This is a genomic window from Kribbella sp. NPDC002412, from assembly GCF_053592935.1.
The window spans coordinates 1-1,217 of sequence record NZ_JBSFBL010000143.1 but is presented as its reverse complement, the minus strand read 5'-3'; the positions used below and the strand labels follow the sequence as shown (position 1 = coordinate 1,217).

The window sequence follows — 1,217 nt, the reverse complement described above, 5'->3', positions numbered from 1 at the left end:
CGCGTGCCGCCCGAGGTGATCGCGCACTTCCGGGCCCGGGGCATCTTCCGCCGGCTTGCACGGTCCAGCGAGCCGTTCCTGGTCCCTGACGGCCCCAACGGGATCCGGCCGCGTCTCGTCGTACCTGTGCGGGCTGGTGGTGAGTGGCTGGGGTCCATCTGGGCTGTGGTGGACGGGCCGGTGAGTGACGAGGTGACGGCCGAGCTGAGCAACGCTGCGTCGGTCCTGGCGCTGCATCTGCTGCGGCTGCGGGCCCAGGCGGACGTGGCGCGGCGGAGTGCCATCGACAGGTTGCGGACGATCCTCCGGCAGTTCTCGCCCGACAACCCGATCGACGTGCGGCTGCCGCCGCAGCCGTGGCGTGTTGTGGCTCTTGGCTCACCAGACGGGTACGACGTACCGCAGCAGCTCGACCTGTGGGAGTCGACCGGGCGCCGGCACGGCTGGAGCGAGCCGCAGCTCGCAGACCTGGACGGCACGGTTCTCGCGGTCGTCACCGACACAGACGGCCCCGGCTCGTGGAACTGGTTGAGCAAGCTCGTCACTGAGCAAGCCAAGGCAGCGCCAGGCACCATCGCCGCGGCTGGTGGGCAGGCACGCGGTCCGGCAGACCTGCCGAGCTCACGCGCCCAGGCGGTCGAGCTGCTGGGCCTGGTACGGCGCGGCGCTGCACCGGGACCCGCCTTGCCGGTGGAGCAGGCGTGGCACGTGCTGACTGTTCACCGAGCAGTCACCTCGCTCGACACCAGCAAGCTGGACGGTCCGCTCGCGACGCTGCTGCGGCACGACATCGAGCACGACACCGGGTTCGTGGAGACGCTGCAGGCGTGGCTCGAGTACCCAGGTCAGCCGCAGCGCGCGGCGCGCGCACTGCACCTGCACACGAACACGTTGCGGCACCGGATGAAGCGGATCGGCGAAATCGCGGAGCTGGATCTGTCGAATCCGCGCGAACGGCTCGCGTTGCAGCTGCAGATCGCGGCCGTGCGCACCGAGCACTGAGATGTACGCCACAACGCTACGTAACAAGGCTTCATATTCCGGCAACTGCTGGGCAACATCCGGCTGATTAAGTCTTCCTCAGGAACACCGAGCACCACCCCAAGGACTGTCCCAGCTTTTCACCAGGAAGCTGGGGCACCGTTCCAGCCTTTCACCAGGAGGCTGGACCGGCTGGTCCGAGCTTTTCACCAGGAAGCTCGGGCTTCTCCGGGCCC

Annotated in this window: 1 protein-coding gene; it reads left to right on the top strand. The window is 68.5% G+C overall.

Annotation, left to right across the window (positions count from 1 at the left end):
• Nucleotides 1–1,002 (top strand): PucR family transcriptional regulator (locus tag ACWCOV_RS41785; protein WP_449834929.1); only part of this gene is annotated, 1,002 nt, incomplete at its 5' end.
• Between the last annotated feature and the right edge of the window lie 215 nt (nt 1,003–1,217).